Source organism: Acetobacter okinawensis JCM 25146, assembly GCF_000613865.1.
Lineage (GTDB): Bacteria > Pseudomonadota > Alphaproteobacteria > Acetobacterales > Acetobacteraceae > Acetobacter > Acetobacter okinawensis.
In genome coordinates, this window is sequence record NZ_BAJU01000006.1 from 1 (window position 1) to 19,292 (window position 19,292).

General features: G+C 59.0%; 14 protein-coding genes and 4 pseudogenes. 6 read left to right on the top strand and 12 right to left on the bottom strand.

From position 1 onward, the window contains the following. Positions 1–223 precede the first annotated feature (223 nt). Together JCM25146_RS04555 and JCM25146_RS04560 are read left to right on the top strand one after the other, a co-directional pair. Entirely contained in the window at positions 224–631 is a 408-nt protein-coding gene (locus tag JCM25146_RS04555) for a hypothetical protein (RefSeq protein WP_025826206.1), read from the top strand. A gap of 185 nt (positions 632–816) precedes the next feature. Next, positions 817–1,254, top strand: a complete 438-nt coding sequence (locus JCM25146_RS04560) for a hypothetical protein (RefSeq protein ID WP_025826208.1) — start codon at positions 817–819, stop codon at positions 1,252–1,254. 23 nt (positions 1,255–1,277) lie between these two features. Here the strand turns inward: JCM25146_RS04560 and purU are convergent. Further along, a pseudogene (gene purU / locus JCM25146_RS17230) lies at positions 1,278–2,122 on the bottom strand (formyltetrahydrofolate deformylase). A gap of 513 nt (positions 2,123–2,635) precedes the next feature. Between purU and JCM25146_RS04575 the strand changes: the two are divergent. Next, positions 2,636–3,100, top strand: coding sequence for an RrF2 family transcriptional regulator (locus tag JCM25146_RS04575; protein ID WP_025826210.1), 465 nt, complete (start codon positions 2,636–2,638; stop codon positions 3,098–3,100). Between the two features lie 120 nt (positions 3,101–3,220). After that, complete coding sequence (locus JCM25146_RS04580) at positions 3,221–3,991, top strand: SDR family NAD(P)-dependent oxidoreductase (RefSeq protein WP_025826212.1); 771 nt, start codon at positions 3,221–3,223, stop codon at positions 3,989–3,991. A gap of 65 nt (positions 3,992–4,056) precedes the next feature. Here JCM25146_RS04580 and JCM25146_RS04585 read toward each other — a convergent pair whose 3' ends face one another. From JCM25146_RS04585 to JCM25146_RS04605, 6 genes are all read right to left on the bottom strand, one after another. After that, on the bottom strand, positions 4,057–4,440 hold the full coding sequence (locus JCM25146_RS04585) for a VOC family protein (protein WP_025826214.1): 384 nt from the start codon (positions 4,438–4,440) through the stop codon (positions 4,057–4,059). Positions 4,441–4,509: 69 nt separating this feature from the next. Further along, positions 4,510–5,334, bottom strand: a complete 825-nt coding sequence (locus tag JCM25146_RS04590) for a ferritin-like domain-containing protein (RefSeq protein ID WP_025826215.1) — start codon at positions 5,332–5,334, stop codon at positions 4,510–4,512. A gap of 202 nt (positions 5,335–5,536) precedes the next feature. Next, a complete protein-coding gene (locus JCM25146_RS04595; RefSeq protein WP_025826217.1) occupies positions 5,537–5,968 on the bottom strand; it encodes an acyl-CoA thioesterase in 432 nt (143 codons plus the stop codon). A gap of 162 nt (positions 5,969–6,130) precedes the next feature. Next, positions 6,131–6,394, bottom strand: a complete 264-nt coding sequence (locus tag JCM25146_RS23485; protein ID WP_242400928.1) for an energy transducer TonB — start codon at positions 6,392–6,394, stop codon at positions 6,131–6,133. Then, on the bottom strand, positions 6,336–7,283 hold the full coding sequence (locus tag JCM25146_RS17235) for an energy transducer TonB (protein ID WP_242400929.1): 948 nt from the start codon (positions 7,281–7,283) through the stop codon (positions 6,336–6,338). The genes JCM25146_RS23485 and JCM25146_RS17235 overlap by 59 nt, the downstream gene beginning before the upstream one ends. 169 nt (positions 7,284–7,452) lie before the next feature. Beyond that, positions 7,453–9,525, bottom strand: coding sequence for a M13 family metallopeptidase (locus tag JCM25146_RS04605; protein ID WP_025826219.1), 2,073 nt, complete (start codon positions 9,523–9,525; stop codon positions 7,453–7,455). 456 nt (positions 9,526–9,981) lie between these two features. Here JCM25146_RS04605 and JCM25146_RS17240 point away from each other — a divergent pair. After that, positions 9,982–12,242: pseudogene (locus JCM25146_RS17240) on the top strand (TonB-dependent receptor). 63 nt (positions 12,243–12,305) lie between these two features. Beyond that, positions 12,306–13,127 (top strand): alpha/beta fold hydrolase, encoded by an 822-nt coding sequence (locus JCM25146_RS04615; RefSeq protein ID WP_148298969.1) that lies wholly within the window; start codon positions 12,306–12,308, stop codon positions 13,125–13,127. Positions 13,128–13,192: 65 nt separating this feature from the next. Here the strand turns inward: JCM25146_RS04615 and JCM25146_RS04620 are convergent, their stop codons facing one another. The 5 genes and pseudogenes from JCM25146_RS04620 to JCM25146_RS04640 all read right to left on the bottom strand — a co-directional run bounded on the left by JCM25146_RS04620 (position 13,193) and on the right by JCM25146_RS04640 (position 19,271). Continuing rightward, positions 13,193–14,476: an NAD(P)/FAD-dependent oxidoreductase gene (locus JCM25146_RS04620; RefSeq protein WP_025826223.1), complete on the bottom strand. Its 1,284-nt coding sequence runs from the start codon at positions 14,474–14,476 to the stop codon at positions 13,193–13,195. 122 nt (positions 14,477–14,598) lie between these two features. Next, positions 14,599–15,660, bottom strand: coding sequence for a WD40 repeat domain-containing protein (locus JCM25146_RS04625; protein ID WP_025826225.1), 1,062 nt, complete (start codon positions 15,658–15,660; stop codon positions 14,599–14,601). Further along, positions 15,657–16,663: pseudogene (locus tag JCM25146_RS17245) on the bottom strand (CobW family GTP-binding protein). The gene JCM25146_RS04625 and the pseudogene JCM25146_RS17245 overlap by 4 nt, the downstream one beginning before the upstream one ends. Before the next feature lie 116 nt (positions 16,664–16,779). After that, positions 16,780–18,151, bottom strand: a pseudogene (locus JCM25146_RS17250) (chloride channel protein). A gap of 112 nt (positions 18,152–18,263) precedes the next feature. Further along, a complete protein-coding gene (locus JCM25146_RS04640) occupies positions 18,264–19,271 on the bottom strand; it encodes a cation diffusion facilitator family transporter (RefSeq protein ID WP_025826227.1) in 1,008 nt (335 codons plus the stop codon). Positions 19,272–19,292 lie beyond the last annotated feature (21 nt).

A 19,292-nucleotide genomic window follows, 5' to 3' on the forward strand; every position in this document is an offset into this window, starting at 1 on the left:
GGGCACTTTGCCGATCGCTGCAAAAAACGGGCGCGCCGCAAGGCAGGCCCGTTTTTTATGAGTCAGCGTGTGTTTTCCCCGTAGGTGCAACAGCCTCAGAAGTCATGAAAACAACATGCAGGCCCAAATATATGCGGTGTATGGTGGAAACAGGGAACCTGTTGCCTAGTCTGGCGTATGGCAGAAATAAAACAGGGTTTTCATAGTCAGGGAGCATAATGGCATGCGCTGGATGGGAGGGGTGGTTATGGCGGCTGTGGTGCTGGGTGGGCATGCAGGTCAGGCCCATGCCTACCAGCATACGGTGCATTTTCGGGCACAGGGGGATGAGGCAACGGTTGCGGGCACGGTCGAGGGCGAAGAGGTCGTGCAATACAAGGTACCAGCAAAGGTGGGGCAGTTTTTGCTTGTTGGGGGCAATGCAAAAAGTGCGCGAGTCAGCTTCTGGGTGCGTGATCCTGGTGGTGCGGAAGTGTATAACAGTCAGGTCCAGAATGCCGCTTATGTTGGCAGGCCCGAGCGGGATGGCACTTACGTGGTTGGTGTGTTTTTGCGCAAGGCTGATGCCGCACGCGGACATGCTGCTTTTTTCCGGCTGCGGTTTTTGCGTAAAGGGCTGCCTGAGGGATAGGGCAGCAGGCTGGCGTCGGGCCTGACGCACTACACAAAACACCTTGGCAGGGGAGACGTATCTCCCTGATGCAGGGCAACCTTGCCGCTTACCGGCTTGGCGGACAGTAAGGCTGAAGTATGTTACAGCGCAGGTGGCCACGCCTACTGCGCGTTTGCGCGGTGTAACAACAAGACAGAGACACCATGAGAAAGCCTGAAGCCATAGCCAAGTCCCTTATTACCCGGTTTAACATGACTGTGGCGGTAAAAATGACCATGCTGTTTGGCAGCATCTGGTGTGTTTACGCGTTTTTTATTTTCTCTCTGGTGCCTGTTATCGTGCCGCAATGGCAGAATACGCTGCTTTATATCAGCAATTGCATTCAGTTGGTGGCGCTGCCTGCACTGATGGTGGGCAGCGCGGTCCTGAGTCAGGGGGCGGACCAGCGTGCATCGGAAGACCATGCCGCTTTGCTGGAAATTCTGTCCGATGTGCGTGAGGAACTGGCCGACCTTAAAGACAGGACTGCCGGTATTGCGCGCGATACAACGGAGGTTCTGCAACGCCCTGCGGTAACGGATGTCTCCATTTCCGATCAGACGATCGTGCTGGGGGATAAGTCTGATGGTGCGGAAAACTAAAGGGCAGCTTTCCGCACTGCGGATCAGGAAAAAATAATGGTGCGGTGTCCGTTCAGCATGACTCTGTGTTCTGTATGAAGTTTGACTGCACGGGCAAGGACCTGTGATTCCACGCCCCGGCCCGTGGCAATATAGTCATCGGGCGAAAGGTTGTGGCTGACCCGAGCGGTTTCCTGCTCAATAATCGGGCCTTCATCCAGATCAGCAGTCACGTATGTGCCGTTGCCCCGATCAGCTTGACGCCACGGGCATAGGCCTGATGGTAAGGCCGCGCCCCTTTGAAGGACGGCAGGAAGGAGTGGTGGATGTTAATGATCCGCCCACTGAACTGCGCACTGAGTGTGTCCGAGAGAACCTGCATGTAGCGGGCCAGGACAATCAGATCAGCCTGTGTTGAGGCGACAAGAGCACGGAGCCTGTCTTCCTGTTCGGTCTTGTTCTGCGGGTTTACGGGCCAGTAGTAATACGGCACTCCGGCTTGATGTGCCGTGGCCTCACTGTCCTGATGGTTGGAGACAATGGCCACAATCTCGGCCCGTAACCAGCCGACCCGTACCTGATACAGCAGGTTGAGTAGGGCATGGTCAAAGCGGGAGACCATAATAATGATGCGGGGGAGACTGGCGGCATCATGCAGGCGCATGTTCATGCCAAACTGCTGTGCCACCGGGGCAAGGCATGTCTGTATGTCCGCCATGCAGGTGGTGGCAGGGGTGGCAAACGCCAGTCGCATGAACAATTGCCCAGTGCTGCGGTCACTGAACTGGTGGGTCTCTGTAATGTCGGCCCCCTGCTGTGCCAGCACCGTGGTCACGCCAGCAACAATGCCTGCCTGATCGGGGCAGGAAAACGTAAGAATGAACTGCATGGGGCTTTGTTTGCTCCTTGGGCCTAAAATAATCGCGCCCTACTGTGCCAGCCGTTCGGCTCTGTGCGCAATCGGGTGCTTGGCCATGAGTGGGTACTTTGTGCTCTGGCAGCCCGTGCGGCAGGCTGTGGATGAATTGCAACACACCGACTCGTTGAAAGGGTAAGAGGTCAAGAGGGTTTGGTGTCATAAAAGCTTAAAAAAGCTACAAGCCGCAGGAAACAGACCTTTTTTGTACGATTCAGGGGCAGGTTGCTACATGTTTATCCACAGTTCAGGGGGACGGATTGCGGGAAAACCTTGTGGATAGTTTTGTGGAAGGCAGGCAGATGCACATATTTCATCGTCTTTCTGCATTTGTTCCTTATTCCGCCCAATTAACCTTGTGCAGGGGGTGGCCGGTTCGTATTTTATAAAAACCATGCAGGTTCGCTGGCGTTTGGGGTAGGCTCCGCCTGTTCTGGTTTTTGTCATGCCCTGTCACTCTAGCTTGCCGGAGCCGACTTTTCCGTTATGCGTCTGACTTTGTACACTGACTACGCGCTACGCACTCTGCTTTATCTGGCTGTGCATACAGACCGCCGCGTTGCCATACGTGAGGTTGCCCAGACTTATGGCATTTCCGAAAATCATCTGGTCAAGATTATCCATCATCTGGGGCGCGGTGGTTTTGTGCATACGCAAAGAGGGCGCGGGGGCGGGCTGACTCTGGGCCGCCCACCTGAAGAGATTTGCGTGGGTGACGTTGTGCGCCATACGGAGGAGGACATGGCCCTTGTCGGCTGCATGAGTTGCAGTGGGGATGGGCCGGTTCCATGTCTGCTGGCTGGTGGGTGCCACCTGCGGGGGGTTCTGGGCAGCGCGCTGGATGCATTTATGGGGGTGTTGGACAAGACTACTCTGGCGGATCTTTTGCAACCCTATGAACGCCAGACGCTTATGCGTGCGGCAGCCTCGGCCACACCTCCTTCACCCTGATGCGCCCATAACAGGCGGGGAGCGCATGTTATGGCCACCATGTCTGTGGGCATGGGTTGGCGTAGCTGGCCTGCTGGCCTAGGCTGTTGTTGGTCATGCTGGCGGAATGGAGAGGGATTGATGTCGCAAAAAAACAGGGTTGCACTGGTTACAGGGGCTACGGCCGGGTTTGGACATGCCATAGCGCTCCGCCTTGTGCGTGAGGGTTATCGTGTGGTGGCGACAGGCCGTAGGCAGGAACGGCTCGATGCACTGGCAGGGCAGGTTGAGGCTGGCCGTATTCTGCCGTTCAGGCTGGATATGACCGATCTGGCCGCCGTAAGGGCTTTGCCACAAAGCCTGCCGCAGGACTGGCGGGAGGTGGATGTGCTCGTCAATAATGCCGGTCTGGCTCTGGGACTGGAAAAAGCGTGGCAGACCAGCCCGCAGGATTGGGAGACCATGATATCTACCAACGTGACCGGGTTGGTGGAGATCACGCGGGCCTTGTTGCCGGGTATGGTGGAGCGCAACCATGGGCATGTTGTCTCCCTTGGGAGCACCGCTGGCACTTACCCGTACCCCGGAGCCAATGTGTATGGGGCGACCAAAGCCTTTGTGGACCAGTTTATGCGGAATTTGCGCAGTGACCTGCTGGGCAGGCAGGTCCGGGCGACCACCATTGCGCCGGGTCTGTGCGGGGGGAGCGAGTTCAGTCAGGTTCGGCTGGGAGACGCCAGCAAGGCCAGTGCGGTTTATGAGGGCACAGCCCCCTTGCTACCCGAAGATATAGCAGAGACCGTGGCATGGGTGCTTGGGCAGCCCGCGCATGTCAACATCAATCATGTTGAGATAATGCCGACCTGTCAGGCCTCCGCTGGCTTGGCGGTGGACCGGACTATGTCCGCCTGAACAGTCAGGATACGCCAACCCTCAAAACGGTAAGGTGTTTTGGGGGCTGGCGCGAATAAGCGGAATTAAACCGGCATTTTGCAGGCAATACACAGTTTGTTGCCATCCGGGTCACGCAGATAGGCAAGGTAGAGTGGGCCAATGGGGCTCTGGCGCACGCCGGGCGGGTTCTCAATCGCCTCGCCACCGTTTTCTACACCGGCTTTGTGCCATGCATCGGCCATAGCGGGGCTTTCTGCCGCAAAGCCAATGGTGCCACCATTGGCTGGGGTGGCGGCCTTGCCATCCAGCGGAGGGGTTACAATAAACCGGAGCTCGTGCTTGCCATAGGAAATGCGGCCGTTGGCTGCGATTTCTGATGGAGGGATGTCCATAGCGGCAAAAATGGCATCGTAGAATTTTTTGGAGCGGGCAATATCGTTACTGCCCACCATGATGTGCGTGAACATGCTCTTTTGTTCTCCATCGGTTGGAACGTGCAGAGGATGACCCGCCTGCCTGTCTGCTGCAAGCCCCGATCAGCTTATGCCCGCAATGCGTGCAAACCGCTGCTGACGCTTGAAAAACAGTTTTTCCGAAACGCGGAACGCCACGGTTTGCAGCCAGCTATGGGGGGGCAGACCAATAATCTTGAACACCATGGTCGTAACCCGACGCAGGTGCTGGGGCTGGTAACAGCGCATGGCCCGAGTCATATACGCGGCAATGCAGCGGGTGTGGTCGTAGGGCTGGTCGGCTGGTTCGTTGGTTGTGTAGTAGGCGGAGGCCAGTTCGTCATCCTCCGTTTCCGTCACGCGCCCCAAAGCGATGCGGATGCGCTGCCATAGCCCGATGTTCTCCCGGTGTAAGTAGCGGTGCATATGGTCATAAAACAGTTTGAAGTGGCGGAACTCGTCCGCAGCAATCTGTTTGCACAGTGCTTTAAGCACAGGTTCATCCGTGGCGTCGGCCAGAGCAGAGTAAAAGGAGGAGGTGCCTGTTTCCACCATACAGCGCGCGATCAGTTCCCCTGTCCGTGAGCCTCGTACGGACTGGTCCACATCAAGCGGAATTTTGTAAAAATCGCGGTAACGCTGGAATGCGGCCTGATAATCCCATGTCGGGTCGGCCAGCGTTGCCCAGCGGCCCAGTGCATCCCCGTGCTGGATTTCCTCCTCCGCCCAGTGGTCGGCTGCGGCGCAGAAGTCTGGATCGCTTTGGAAGACGTTTTTAAGGTAGTGGGCGTAGTCCACACTGTTGCGCTCCACAACAGCGGCCGCCTTGATGGCGGGTAACAGCTCGGGGTCTACCTTGGAGGGATCAAATCTGTCCCATGGCAGTTGATCGATCTGCCAGTGCTTCATATGCCCGACCTCCTGTTACGCCACATTCACCATATCTTCCACATAACGCTCAGCCCCGGAAAGGGGCGGCATATGGAAGACGCTGGCGGGTTTTTTAAACCATATGGCGCGCTGGCAAAATGGTGCACGCTAAATAAAGTGTGGCTGTGTCCATGCGCCACCAGCCTTATTACAAAAGGCTGGGACTGGGTGATGGTTCCTGTCAGGCGTTTTCGCAGTTGGCGGAGGGCAGCGTGTCTTCAAGGGGGGGAAGGGGGCGTGGGCGGCGCTGTTCATCCAGCGCGACAAAAATAAACTCTCCTTCCGTCACCTTGGAGGTAATGTGGGTGTGCCGGGCCCTGCGCCATGTTTCCACATGAATGGTCAGGGAGGTACGGCCTGCACGGATGATTTTGGTATAGATGCTCACCTCGTCCCCCACCACAACGGGTTCGAGAAAAACAAGGCTGTTGATGGCAACAGTCACGCAGCGGCCATTGGCCCGGAAGGCCGCAGTGGTGCCTGCTGCAAGGTCCATCTGCGAGACAATCCACCCGCCAAAAACATCGCCTGCGGGGTTGGTGTCTGTTGGCATGGCCACAACACGGATCGTGGGCACACCCGGCGGCAGATCAGAGCTGGATGAACGTGGCATCGCAAGTATGTCCTTAGTCATTTCGGGCCGCCTGATGCGGCTTGGGCTGTTTGACAAGATAAGCAGAATTGCCCTGAGGATGCCTCCTCAGTTTTGTGTGATCCATATGCCGCCCTTACACATCAGGCACGAATAAAAGGCACGATGCTGGTGGGCGCAGGGTTAGTTGCGGATCAGGATATAGTTCACCGTCACGTCAAAGTTGATGTATTTGTCCTTCATATCCGGTGGCACGGGTGGAAGCTGCGCGCCTTGGAACATGCCAATGGTGGCGGCATCCAGCGCCTCGGTCGAGGACCCGGTCTCGAATACTTTGAACACGTGGCCCGAGCGGTCCAGAATAACATGGACCGATGTGCTGCCCTCCTCACCACGGGCTGCAGCCTCGGGGGGGTAGTACAGGGTGGCGCTGGATCCATGCGTCAATTTCCGCACCATAGTCGCTGCTGACGCCATGCACGCTGGTGCGGGAGGCGTAATGAGCATTCAACTGCCCGTTTTCCACCATCGGACCAATGGAAAGATCAAGCGGAGCAGAGGAGCCGCCGGGCCGCCCGCGTGTGGTGCGGCGTGGGGCCGGGGCCTCGTTAAACGAGTAGTCCATCGGGTGCTGGAGCAGCGATTGCAGCGTTTTGGGTAATGGCTGCGTGGCATGCGGGCGTGGCGTTGCCCGGCTGGGCTGCCGCGGTTTGTGTGGCGTTGGCCGTGCTTTTTGGGGGGCGGGCTGTGGCTTGGGCAAACCATCATCCGACTGGGCAAGGGGAGGCACGTCTGGTGCGGCTTCGCTGGGTTCTGGCGGTGTTTTCTGCGTGTCGGGCTGTTGCTCCGCCGGAGGGGGCGGCGCTGCCTGAGGGGCCGCATTGCCTCCGCCTGCATCGGGCGAATGGGGGCCGACCATACCTGTGGACGGCGTTGGCTGGGAGAAAACCATTTCTACCGAAGAGGACTGGCTGGACTGGGGGGAGCCCGTCTGCCCATGGTGGGTGGCCTGATACAGCAGTGCTCCGAGCAACAGAAAATGCGCAAGGGCAGATGCGGTCAGAACTGGGCCCAGAGTGGGGTCTGCGTACACATCCCTGCGGATAATGGGGGTGGATGTCCCCCGGACTGGCCCCCCCGGCGCTTTGGGCACGGGGGTGAAGGGGAATAGACGGGACCTCTGCCCCGTGCCTTCTTCCGTGATGGGTGGCTGCGTTGCGGGGGAGCGTGCGGGTTGCAGGCGGGGTTCCTGCCTGTTGGGCAGGTGGGCATGCTGGCCTGTGGAAGAACTGCGCTTATCGACCATGAACTGCCCGAGTTCTCCCTTGCCCCGCATGAATCTGGTGTGCGTGGGTATAGCCCACTTGCCCGTTATTTTGCCATTGCTCAAGCCCCGGTGCCAGAGAGAACTTTACATCAGGGGCCCACGCGGTGGCGGGGTGTAAAAAGACTATCGCTGGTATGGCCCGGGGCGCAAGGCTGTGCACGCTGCCGGGCCGGTAGGGCTACCAGATTTTAACACGCTGCTGGGGCGGCAGGTACAACGTGTTACCCGGCTGGACATTCCACGCATCATACCATGCATCAATATTGTGCATCGGCAGGTTTACACGCGCTTCTGGTGGGGAGTGGGGGTCCGTGACCACCAGTCTGCGAATGGTCTCCTCGCGCAGTTTTTCGCGCCAGACCTGAGCCCAGCCTAAAAAGACGCGCTGTTCACCACTCAAACCGTCCACAACAGGGGCGGGCTTGCCTGCGAGCGAGGCATGGTAGGCATCCAGTGCCAGGGTCAGCCCACCCAGATCGGCAATGTTTTCGCCCATGGTCAGCTTGCCGTTGACATGCACACCCGGCAGCACCTCAAACGCGTCATATTGAGCACCCAGACGGTCTGCCAGCTTCTGGAACCGTTCTGCATCTTCCTTTGTCCACCAGTCGCGTAGGCGACCGTGCTCATCAAACTGGCGGCCTTCATCATCAAAGGAGTGGGTCATTTCATGGCCGATTACGCCACCAATGGCACCGTAATTCACGGCAGGGTCAGCATGGATGTTGAAAAACGGCGGCTGAAGAATGGCCGCGGGGAATACAACCTGATCAAACAGGGGGTTGTTGTAGGCGTTAACCGTCTGTGGGGTCATGTCCCATTCGTTGCGGTCCACCGGCTTGTCTAGCCGTTCCAGCCAGTAGTGCCATTCAAACGCCACACCGTTACGGGCGTTTTCGTAAACTTCGCCTTTTTTGACGACCAGCCCCGCATAATCCCGCCATCTGTTGGGGTAGCCGACCTGAATTTCAAAGTTTTCCAGTTTGCGTAGGGCTGCTTCCTTGGTCGCCGGGCTCATCCAGCTATTGTTTTGCAACCGGACCCGGAAGGCGTTTTTAAGGTCGGTAGTGAGCTTTTGCATGGCCACCCGGTTCTCGGGTGGGAAGTAGCGCTGCACGTACACTTTGCCCAGAGCCATGCCCATGGCTGCGCTGGTGGCCTGCACGCCGCGCTTCCACCGGGCGGTCAGCGTTGGCTGGCCGGTCAGGGCTTTGGTGAACACAAAGCGGGCCTGTTCAAAGCTGTCTGGTAGGTAGGTCGTGGCATTTTCCACCAGATGGAAGGCAAGCCATGCGCGCAGCGTGTCCATGTCGGTTGCGGCCAGCAGGCGGGCTTCCCCCGTAATGGCGGAGGGTTCACCTACAACCAGATGGCGTTTGTCCAGATCCTGCGCGGGCAGGCCTGATGCCCCCAGCCATGCGGCCCAGTCAAAGCCCGGCGCTTTGGTGCTCAGTTCCGCCAGAGTCATGGGGTTGTAAGTTTTTTGCGGGTCGCGCAGCTCCGCACGGGGCCAGTGCGCTTCGGCCAGCTTGCTTTCAAAAATAACAATCGCGGCGGCGACCTTGGCTGGTTCTGGCCAACCTGCGAGTGTCAGCGCTTTTTCAACATACGTCTGATATGCAGCTTTTTTGGCGGCAAATGCGGGCTTGAGGTAGTAGTCGCGGTCAGGCAGCCCCAGCCCGGACTGGTCAAGCGTGAGCGCATAGCGCGTGGGGTCTTTGGCATCGGGGTTGATACCAAGGGAGAAGGGGCCGAACTGGAACGAGCTGACAGCCGTACCACTGAGTGCCGCAAAACCCGCCATATCCTTTATGGCCTTGATGGCATCCATATCCTGCTGGAGTGGCTGTGTGCCAAGGCGTTCCACCTGTGCTGCGTCCATGTAGGATGCATAGAAGGTGCCCAGCTTTTCTTCCGTTGTGCGTGCCACACTGACCGGGTGAGCGGATAGGTCATCCAGAATACTCTGCACCCGTGTGCGGGAGAGCTCGGCCAGTGCGTTGAAGGGGCCGTAGCTGGTCATGTCTGCCGGGATTTGCAGGTGCTCGAGATAGGTGCCATTCGCGTAGCGGAAAAAATTGTTCCCCGGAACAATGGCAAGGTCGCGCCCGGCAAGGTCCACGCCCCATGTGCCAAACTCGCTTTGCACGGTGGCTTGCGGTGCAGCCAAGGATGACTGGCTGGCCAGACTGCCCGCCCCCACAATGGCGGAAAGCATGAGCGTATGGCGGAAAATGGCGCGCAGGGACATGTGTGGCACAGGGTAGCTCCGGTTCTTTATTATATGTGTTGGCAACACTACGGATTGCTGGCCGTGTTTTTGAGCAAAACACAAGGTGAGCCATTACCTTAGCCAGCTTGGTCATGCCTGCCTACCCTCTTGCTGGGGAGGGTTTTCGTAAAAAATATGGCACGTCCAATCGTGTGGCACTGGCGCGTGCGTGGGCATGAAGACCCACGCTAACTGTTAAAAATAGGACGGATTTGGCTGAACAGCCTTGCATACAGGGGGCGGTTTCCGTCATGAGAGAGCCAGCTGTGGGGGGAGCATGGCTGGCGCCGTGGTGGTGGCACACGGGTGGTGGAGGAACAGATTATTTTCCGGCAGCAAGGACATGGCCTTCCTCTGGTCACGTATCCCTCCAAAGAGGGGCTTAAACGCTGGCAACTTATGCTCTGTTGCCTCAGCCTGACTCCGCTAGGCCTGATGACGGACGTCGCACAGGCACAGAGCACCACACACGCCCAGACCACCCCGGCAGGCCGCCCCACCCACCCCGTGGCAGTGGGTGCGCCCCCCCCGGCAAAACCCGCACCAACTGTGGCCCGGGGTGTAACCGAGGTGGACGTAGGGGCGCGTAGGGCAGATTTTGCTTTCCCTCAGGCTCAGCATGATCCCGATGCCACAACACGGCTGAGTGCAGACCTGCTGCGTGAGCGGGACGTAACAACCCTGCGGGGGCTGGAGCATGTTGCGCCCAATTTGACCATGCAGAGCATCAACGGCACGGCTTCAACCAATTTTTATCTGCGAGGTGCCGGGTTTAACGACTTTACGCAGAACAACATGCCACCCGTGCTGACCTATATGGACGATGTGGCCTACGCCTACCCGGCCATGAGCAATGGTCTGATGTTTGATCTGGCGGAAGCCGAGGTGGAGCCGGGGCCGGTTGGTACCAAACATGGCCAGTCCACCACAGGGGGGGAGGTGCGTTTGCGCTCAAACGACCCGACCACCACATGGCATTATGGCGGGATGGAGGACATTGCTCCTACGCCCGCAGCCGGAGCGAGGCGTATGTGTCCGGGCCTTTGGCCAAGGGGTGGAGCTTCCGGCTGGCCGGGCAGACACGGCAGGGCGGTGGCTGGCAGTATAACCCGAGCAATGGCGCACATCTGGGGGATGCGGACCTGTGGGCGCTGCGCGGCAAGCTGCGCTGGCAACCTAATGACCGCACCACCATCCAGCTTGGCGGTCATTTTGTGCAAGATAACAGTCAGGTTGTTACCGCCGTGCCGGTGGACAGGCTGATTGGCACCCAGCCCTTGCCCGATTATGGCATGGGGCGGCAGGCTACGTGGTCCGCACGCCCCGAGTTTGCAAACCTTGTCGGACGTGGTGCGGGGCTTAAACCCAGCGAGCATAACCAGTACTGGGGGGCGGACCTCAGGATCATCCACGATTTTGGCCCCGCCACCTTTACGGCCATCAGCGCGTTTGAGACTGAACGACAGGGCGAATATACCGATCAGGACGGAACAGCGCTCTCTCAGGCTGATACCTACCGCACCATAGATGCCAATGTGTTTACGCAGGAAGCGCGCTTGAACGGTGCGGCCCTGCATGGGCGGTTGAACTGGGTTGTCGGGGCCTATTACCAGCGCAGCCGCATGAACCAGCGTTTTTTCTTTGACTACACGGATTACACGGCCCGTGGTTACATGATGGCGACCAGCTTTGGCATGAATCAGGAGAGTGTCTCCGAATTCGGGAATGTCAGTTACAAGCTGCCGCACAATGTGACACTGTGGGCTGGCCTTTTGCATGAACTGGATGATCGCGGCATTACCGGGCTGACGTCGCAGATATTTGGCGGAAAAACCCAGAATTTTATGCCCGAGAGCACGGCAGCCAACCAGTTTGCAGGCCAGGTTGGGGTTTCGTGGCAGTTCTTACCTCAGGCTTTGCTGTATTATAAAATGAGCAAGGGCTTTAAGCCCGGAGGGTTCACGGCCAATAATACGCAGGTGCAGGCACAGCTTGACCCCTTCAAACCCGAAACGGTTCTGACCTACGAACTCGGCCTAAAATCAGACCCGGTTCCGGGGCGGTTGCGGCTCAATGCCGCAGCATTTTACAACGATTTTCATAACCAGCAGGTTGTGGGGACCGTGCTTATTCCCAATTATGGGCCGCTGAGCGAAATTACCAATGCCCCCAAATCCGAGAGCTGGGGGTTTGAGGGGACACTCGAGGCCCATCCGTTCGGGCATCTGTTTGTGTTACAGAACATTGGCTGGCAACGCGGGAATTTTCAGGATTTTCCCAATGTGGACCGGGCCGCAACCAATGCGTACCATAAAGCCACCAATCAATGGAAAGCCATAGAGCGCAACTTTAACGGAGTTGATAACGGCTCCCCCAAACTGACACTGAACGGCAGCGCCACGTGGCGCCAGCCCCTGCCAGCAGGTTACAGGCTGGATATGGGGCCGGACTGGCAGTACAGGGGCAGTCAGGCCATTACTGTGGGGGGCACGGGTTTTTACCGCCTTCCACCGTATTTTCTGCTTGGTGCGCATGTTACCCTGCATTCTCCCTCTCAGCTGTGGGATATTACGGCTTATGCCCGCAATATTCTGGACCGGCGTTATGCCGAGAGCGGGGGCATGGCCACCACAACCTATTTTTACATCCCCGGGGAGCCGCGCTTTATTGGTGGCCGTATTGCCTGCCATTTTTAAGCGCAGGCGTGGTTTGTAAGCCCCAATCTGGCTCCTGTGGTGCAAACAGGGCATGATGTGCCTATGACGGAACACAACCTACAGCCCCAGACCTTTATGCTGCGCTCGGCAGGGCAGGCTGTGCATGTCCGCCAGATAGGGGGCGGGGCGGGCTTACCCCTGCTGCTGGTGCACGGTTTTGGTGGCAGTGTGAGTAACTGGCAACTGACCCAGCAGGCACAGGCCACCAACCGGAGGGTTATAGCCTTTGATCTGCCCGGCCATGGCCAGTCCTCTGCGTTGGAGGAGGCTCCCACACTGGCGCGTCTGACGCAGGTAACAGAGCATGTGCTGGCGTGCATGGGGGTGCAACAGGCTCATGTGCTGGGGCATTCTCTGGGCGGTGGTATTGCCCTGTCCCTATGTGGCTTAAATCCGGCACGGGTTGCCAGCCTGTCCCTGCTGGCGCCAGCAGGGCTGGGGCGGTATGTAAATAAGGCGTTCATTACCGGCTTTGTGGAAGCACACACCGTGGCGGACATGGCAGCGGCCATGGGCATGGCGGTCTATGACCCACGGCTGATCGGGCGCAAGGTGGCGGAGTTTCTGGTGCAGTCCCGTGCGGTCCCCGGTGCGCGGGAGGCCTTGCGGGCCATTGCGGGGACCTGTTTTCCCAACGCGGAGCAGGCCAATGACCTGCGTCCGCTATTGCAAAACCTGCCATGCCCGATCCAGATGATCTGGGGGGCGGATGACCGGGTTCTGCCGGTCACACAGGCACAGGGGCTACCTGAGCAGCTACCCTGCCATGTTTTGCCCCGCACAGGCCATCTGCCTCACATTGAGCGCGCGGGTGAGGTCAATGCCATGGTCAGGGCATTTTTGCAGGCGTGTGACCACGCCTGAGCAGGAGTCTTGCCCGGTTGTCATCAAGAACCCGGCCGTTTTGCACAAGGTGGGTAGGGAGTGGATCAGTCCATGCGCACGGGGGGGCGCACAAACCCGTCCAGCCAGTCGGTAAAGCAGGCAATGGCGCCACGGAAGGGGCCATACAGTTCAAACTGGTGCTGGCGGTAAAGGGCCATGTGGCCAAGGCGGGCGCTCAGCCCGTTTAAAAAACCACCCCCAAAGGTTTTGCCATCTGCAAATGCCCCCCAGCCGTTATAATCACCAAGGGCAACAATGGCCCCTCGGTTACGGAAGCGGAAGTCAGGCACGGGTTTGTTATTAAAGATGTAGCCCGGCAGGTAGCGGGCCAGATGGTGGGCCTGCTGGCGTGCAACCTGCGCTGTGGGTGCAACGGGAGCATCCTTGACAAAGGAGCAGTCCCCCAGCGCAAAAATATGTTCATCCACCGTGCTTTGCAGGTTGGCCTGCACGGTAAGCTGCCCGCCGCGCTGGTATTCCAGTCCGTCCATGTCCCGCGTGACATCGGGCGCTTTAACACCTGCTGCCCAGACACGGAACTGCGCGTTCACGCGGCTGCCATCTTTGAGAATAAAGCCCGTCTGGTCTGCACCGCTGACCATGGTGTTGGTGCGGACATCAATCTTCAGAGCTTCAAGCTGTTTCTGCGCCGCGTCAGAGACGGCTTGAGGGAAGGCGGGTAGAATGCGCGGTCCTGCTTCAAGCAGGGTGACGCGCATTTCCGGGGTAACAGGGGTGAAGTTGTACAGCGAGCCAATATCGAGCGCCTTGTGCAGTTCTGCTGCCAACTGCACACCAGTTGCGCCCCCGCCCACAATGGCAATATCCACGGGTGTGCCGCGCCCATAGGCCTGAATAATAGCGTGGCGGAAGCGTTCGTTAAAATTATTGGCTTCCACCACGTTGTCGAGGAACATGCAGTGTTCCACAACGCCGGGGGTGCCAAAGTCGTTGGCGCGGCTGCCAATGGCAAAGACGACTGCGTCATAATCCAGATGACGTTCTTCCAGCAGGAGCTGGTCGTTCTCTTCCATGAGAGGGGCAAGAGTAATGCGCCGGTTTGCCCGGTCCAGTTGTGCTATCTCACCATAACAGAAGCGAAAACCATGGGCAGCGGCGTGGGAGACAAACGTAATCCGGTCGTTTTCGTTCCGGGCGGTTCCTGCGGCAAAGCAGTGGAGCATGGGTTTCCACACATGGCTGAACCCTTTGTCCACAAGCGTGATTTCCAGCTTGCCCGAGCGGCCGAGTGTGTTGCCCAGACGGGTTGCCAGGGCCAGACCGGCAACACCTCCACCAATAATCACGAGCCGGAACCTGTTCGTCATATCATTCCTGTCCTTTGTCTCCCGCCTTTTGGCCCAAGGGGGAGCACTGTTTTACTGTCTGCGTAAAAGGCCCCGCCACGGTGCAAAGTGGCCATGACGGGGTGTAGGGGCTTTGCGGGCGCTTAGGTGGCGCTCGCCAGATCCAGCAGCCCGATCACGCCGTCTTCGGTGCCAAAACCCAGCGTGCAGCCATCCGGGCTGTAAGCCAGAGCCGTGACCGCGCCAGCCTGCCCCAATGATACAGGAAGAACGCGCTGGGTCGCGGGCTCCATCATCACAACAGTGCCATTGGCAAAGCCTGCGGCCACAACTTCCTGCGAGGGGTGGAAGGCAACGCGGGTGCACAGCGCCCCCCCTGCACCGGGCAGCTCCGTGGGCGGTTTGCCCATGGGACCACCATCAAAGAACGGCCACATGACCACCACATCCGCACCGCTGGTTGCCAGCCATTTGCCAGTAGAGGAAAAAGCCATGGAGTGCACTTTGGTCGGGTAGCCGCTCATGCGGATGTTGTGCCCGTCTGCCAGTCGCCAGCCGTGCAGGTCGTTCTCCTGCATGGCGGTCACAATCGCTTCTCCCTTCGGGTGCATGGCAACGCCAAGGTGGCTGCCCTTCCATTCCAGCAGGCGCGGGCTGCCATCCTTGGACTGGGTGAACCACATGGACACGCCATTGTAGTGCGATGCGGCAAGCCGTTTGCCCTTGGGGTCAAACGCAATGCCGCCAACGGTGGTGGGGTGCTCAAACGTGCGTATGACGTTGCGTCCCGTGGCATCACGCAGTTCCACGTTTTTGCCCGCGCTGGCGGCGATCAGGGCATTCTTGTCGCTTACAAAGGTGGTAATATGCTCCACCCAGCGCCGGGTTTTTGCCAGTTCCTCAATTTCCCCCGCCGGGTCAAGGCGGCACAGGCGCCCGTCATCCCCGCCGGTCAAAAAGCTGTCGGCCAGCGTATCGGGGGACAGGGCCAGCACCGGCCCGTCATGTACGGCATAGGTAGCCCATGCGTCCGGTACGCTCAGGTCATGCCGGTGGGCAATCACCACATCGCCTTCGCCCGTTGTAAAGGCAAAGCGGCTGGAATCGCGCGATGCAACGCAGGCGGTAATTTCTCCCTCGACCTGTTTGTGTGCCCCGCGCTTTTCAATCAGTCCGCGCAGGAGGGGCTGCTGTGTCGCGCTCATGCTGCAATGCAGCTTTCAAGCCCACGGCGGAGCTGCGGCCTGTTCAGGTTACGGCCAATAAAGACCAGTCTGCTCTCGTGCGGTTCGCCCTCTTTCCACGGGCCAATGCCGTTGCCATCGGCCATCATGTGCACGGCCTGAAAAGCAAAGCGTTCGGGCTGGCCTGCAAAGTCCAGAATGCCCTTTGTGCGGAGCATGTCTGCTCCTTTTTCCTGCAACAGAGCGCTGATCCATGCCTGAAAACGACCCGCATCCAGTGGCTGTTTGACACTGAGTGATACGCTGGCAATATCCGCCTCGTGGTGATGTTCAGGGTGTTCAAGAAAATCCGGTGTGCTCTCAAGCACGCGGGCCAGATCAAACCCGCCACGGTCCAGCACGTCGGTCAGGCGCACATTGCCTTTTTTGGCGTGGTGGATGGGGGCTGCGGCGTTGATCTTGCGAATACCCTCCTCAATCCGGGCGTCTGGTCTGCATCTACCAGATCGGTCTTGTTGAGGATAATGACATCGGCAAAGGCCACCTGCTCACGCGCTTCGGGGCTTTCCGCCAGAGTGGTGAGAAAGTTGAAGGCGTCCACAACCGTGATCACCGCGTCCAGCTTGGCTTTTGCCCGCACTTCCTCGTCGGCAAAAAAAGTCTGGGCCACGGGGGCTGGGGCGGCAAGGCCTGTGGTTTCCACAATAATCCCATCAAACTTGCCACGGCGCTTCATCAACCCGTTCAGAATACGGATCAGGTCGCCACGCACAGTGCAGCAGATGCAGCCGTTGTTCATTTCGAACACTTCTTCATCCGCATCCACAACCAGATCGTTGTCCACGCCCAGTTCGCCAAATTCGTTAATGACGACAGCGTATTTGCGTCCGTGTTCGGCTGTGAGGATGTGGTTGAGCAGGGTGGTTTTGCCCGCGCCCAAAAAGCCGGTCAGCACCGTAACGGGCACACGGGTGTCGGGCGCGCCTGTGGCGGCATTTTCCGGCGCGAGGGATGCGTCAGACATAAGGTCGGTCTCCAATTCAACAATCGTGCTTCTCATATAGGACGCCAGATTGTGAGAAACCAGAGAGACGTCGCACCATGCCCCCACTTGCATGGGGGATAAATGCTGCAAAAAGCTCAGTTTTTATGTGTGTCGGTGGCGGTCGTCAGCTTTTGGGGCTTCTGTTTGGGGGCAGCCGAACGCAGGAACCGCACCGCCAGCGCGCCATATAGCGCATGGCTGCATAATGCGCGGGAGACACCAAAGGCAAGGAACGCACTGGCCAGCAGTGCTAGGGTAATCTGCTGGTTATCGCACATTTCCATCACAATAACGGTGGCGGTCAGGGGGGACTGGGTGACTGCGGCAAAATAGGCACGGTGCCCAGCAGTACCACGGCCCCCGGCGTGGTGTGGGGCAGAAAATGCGCGATCCACCCCCCCATGCCTGCCCCAACGGAGAGTGATGGCGCAAACAGCCCGCCCGGAATGCCCGAACAGTAGGAGACAAGGGTAGCCAGCAGCTTGAACAGAAAGAACGAGACGGGGTACTGGTCCGACCCCATGATAATGTCGCGCGCCTGTGTGTAGCCCGTGCCATATGTCATCCCACCCGAGAGCAGGCCCAGAATGGCCAGTGTCAGCCCGCATAGGGCCGCGAACAGGATGGGCCGCAGGCTGACAAACCGCCCGAACGCCCCCGGAATCCCGCGTGAGATGCGCACCAGCAGAGCGGAGAACGTGCCGCCGCTGACCCCGCCCAGCACTCCGCAGACCACAACAGCCAGCCAGCTTGCCCCGACCGGTACAGCAGAATAGGTGTGACCAAAGTAGGTGTAATTGCCCACAAGGGCGATGGCGGTCACACCGGAAATGACAACGCAGGTCAGCATGGTCCCGCTGGTGCGCTGCTCAAACGAATGGGCCAGTTCCTCAATACCAAACACAATACCCGCAAGGGGGGTGTTAAAGGCGGCGGCAACCCCTGCGGCACCCCCGGCCTTTATCAGGGCGCGCTGTTTGGTCACGTCGGTCAGGCCCGCAAGCCGGCCGACCGTGTGCATGATGGAGGCGCCAACCTGTACGGTCGGGCCTTCACGCCCGATGGATGCGCCAGAGAGCAGGCCAAGGCAGGTCAGGCATATTTTTGCCAGCGCAATGCGCAGCGCCAGAACTTTGTCCACAATGGCCATGTCATGCAGGTGCATGCAGGCGATCGCCTGTGGAATGCCGCTCCCCTGTGCCCCGCGGAACCATGTGCGGGTCAGCCAGGTGGACAGGGCAAGCCCCAGAGGTGTGACCAGCAGCATAAGCCATGGGTTGATGTGCAAAAGGGCCGTACGGGCATGGGCTGCGGTGTCTGCCAGTCTGGCAAAGGCCACAGCCACCAGCCCACCATGGCCGCGCCAGACCAGTACATCAGCTTGCGGCGCCAGCTTACCGTTCCCGCCTTGGCGTGTTCACGCAAATGGCGCAGGGACTCCGCATTGGGGATCACGCTCGCGGGCATGGGGCATCTCTTGATCAAAAAGTCAGCAGGATGCGCCGCAGTTTAACATTTCGGGCCGCAGAAGAAAGCTATTACCGGATTTTTATAGAATAATTTCTACTTATTTGCTTGTTCAGGAGCCAGAACTGGCCTGAACCGCAGGTGCGGCAGGTGCGGCAGGTGCGGCAGGTGCGGCAGGTGCGGCAGGTGCGGCAGGTGCGGCAGGTGCGGCAGGGATGGCGACAACTGTGGCGTCCTGTTTGACGCAGGTTTCTGGCTCCACGTGAATGTGCACAAGTGTGCTGCCCATGTGCGCGCGCACGGCGTGTTCAATACGGTCGCATATGTCATGCGCGGCCTTTACGCTCATGCTGCCGGGCACAACCAGATGGAACTCAAGGAATGTCATGGCTCCCACAATGCGGGTGCGGATGTCATGCGCCTGAATGGCCCCGTATCCGTTGGCGCTGATGATCTGGCGGATTTCGCTCCGGGTCTGTGTATCGGGGGCCTCGTCCATCAGACCGGCAATGGAGTCCCGCATGACTTCCCAGCCTACGCGCAGCACGTTTATGGCAACCAGCCCTGCCAGAACCGCATCAAGCTGTGGCCAGCCAAGTAGAGGAATCAGCGCCACACCTGCCACAAGGGCAACACCTGTCCACACATCGGACAGCACATGCTGCCCACCGGCTACCAGTGCGGGGGAGTGGCGGGCCTGCCCTGCACGGAGCATGACCAGCCCCCAGCCAAGGTTTACGCAGGTTGCTGCGGCATTCAGGAGCAGGCCATTCCACGGGGCCAGTGCGGGGTGGGGGTGCAGCCAGCCTTCCACCGCCTCGCGGGCAATCAAAAAGGCAGTAATGACCACCAGCGTACCCTCTGCCACGGCGGACAGATACTCTGCCTTGTAATGGCCGTAGGTATGGTTGTGGTCGGCAGGGCGTTCGGCCACGCTCAGCGCCCATAACCCGCCAGCCGCAGCCACTACGTTTATGATGGTCTCTATGGCGTCTGCATGCAGGGCAACGCTGCCGCTTACGGCAAAGGCTGCATATTTGAGCCCGAGTGCAACAAGGCTGACGAACAGGCTGACAACGGCAATGCCCCTGTTGCTTTGGGGGAGCGGGAGTTCGGGCATGGGCTCTTGTGGTCTGTGGGG

Bases quoted from the DNA above. Each gene is read 5' to 3' on its own strand.
- JCM25146_RS04595 (WP_025826217.1), bottom strand. From the start codon at position 5,968: ATGCCACGTTCATCCAGCTCTGATCTGCCGCCGGGTGTGCCCACGATC.
- JCM25146_RS04560 (WP_025826208.1), top strand. From the start codon at position 817: ATGAGAAAGCCTGAAGCCATAGCCAAGTCCCTTATTACCCGGTTTAAC.
- JCM25146_RS17235 (WP_242400929.1), bottom strand. From the start codon at position 7,283: ATGCGGGGCAAGGGAGAACTCGGGCAGTTCATGGTCGATAAGCGCAGT.
- JCM25146_RS04615 (WP_148298969.1), top strand. From the start codon at position 12,306: ATGACGGAACACAACCTACAGCCCCAGACCTTTATGCTGCGCTCGGCA.
- JCM25146_RS04605 (WP_025826219.1), bottom strand. From the start codon at position 9,525: ATGTCCCTGCGCGCCATTTTCCGCCATACGCTCATGCTTTCCGCCATT.
- JCM25146_RS04620 (WP_025826223.1), bottom strand. From the start codon at position 14,476: ATGACGAACAGGTTCCGGCTCGTGATTATTGGTGGAGGTGTTGCCGGT.
- JCM25146_RS04640 (WP_025826227.1), bottom strand. From the start codon at position 19,271: ATGCCCGAACTCCCGCTCCCCCAAAGCAACAGGGGCATTGCCGTTGTC.
- JCM25146_RS04580 (WP_025826212.1), top strand. From the start codon at position 3,221: ATGTCGCAAAAAAACAGGGTTGCACTGGTTACAGGGGCTACGGCCGGG.
- JCM25146_RS04555 (WP_025826206.1), top strand. From the start codon at position 224: ATGCGCTGGATGGGAGGGGTGGTTATGGCGGCTGTGGTGCTGGGTGGG.
- JCM25146_RS04585 (WP_025826214.1), bottom strand. From the start codon at position 4,440: ATGTTCACGCACATCATGGTGGGCAGTAACGATATTGCCCGCTCCAAA.
- JCM25146_RS04590 (WP_025826215.1), bottom strand. From the start codon at position 5,334: ATGAAGCACTGGCAGATCGATCAACTGCCATGGGACAGATTTGATCCC.
- JCM25146_RS04625 (WP_025826225.1), bottom strand. From the start codon at position 15,660: ATGAGCGCGACACAGCAGCCCCTCCTGCGCGGACTGATTGAAAAGCGC.
- JCM25146_RS04575 (WP_025826210.1), top strand. From the start codon at position 2,636: ATGCGTCTGACTTTGTACACTGACTACGCGCTACGCACTCTGCTTTAT.